The organism is Treponema sp. R8-4-B8 (assembly GCF_054786175.1).
Genome location: NZ_BDHE01000291.1, coordinates 1 through 537 on the forward strand (window position 1 = coordinate 1; position 537 = coordinate 537).

Annotated in this window: 1 pseudogene; it reads left to right on the top strand. The window is 46.7% G+C overall.

The window, feature by feature from the left end:
• Window positions 1-136 precede the first annotated feature (136 nt).
• Window positions 137-537, top strand: a pseudogene (locus ACYVRA_RS08445) (acetyl-CoA carboxylase carboxyl transferase subunit alpha); the annotation flags it as partial.

The following is a 537-nucleotide window of genomic DNA, read 5'->3' on the forward strand; positions in this document are numbered from 1 at the left end:
CGGTATTGCCAGACAGGTTCCAAACGTCGGAGTTTGTTTATGAGCACGGTTTCATTGACGCGGTTATCCACCGCAAAGATATGCCTGAAAAAATCGCTCATATTATCAGGTTGCACGGCTATAAAGGAGGAAAATAATGGCTTTAAACATGCAGCAAAAATTGGATCTCCTTAAAAATCTTGGCCGTCCTACAATACATGACTACATTCCGCTTATTTTTAACGATTTTATCGAGTTCCACGGCGACCGCTATTTCAGCGATGACCCTGCGATTTTAAGCGGGATTTGTTTGTTAGGTGACATTCCAGTTACGGTAATTTCACAGGTAAGGGCGAAAGATATTGAGACCTTGCAGAAGATTAACTTTTCCATGCCCCATCCCGAAGGATACAGAAAGGCTCTGCGCCTTGCAAGGCAGGCGGAAAAATTTAAACGCCCGGTTTTTTGCCGTTATGTGACGACGCGAAAGAAATATGCCCTGCGGGGTGCCAGTCCACAGTGGCGGCGACGCGCCCTCCTTTTTCGGCAAGAGAGCGG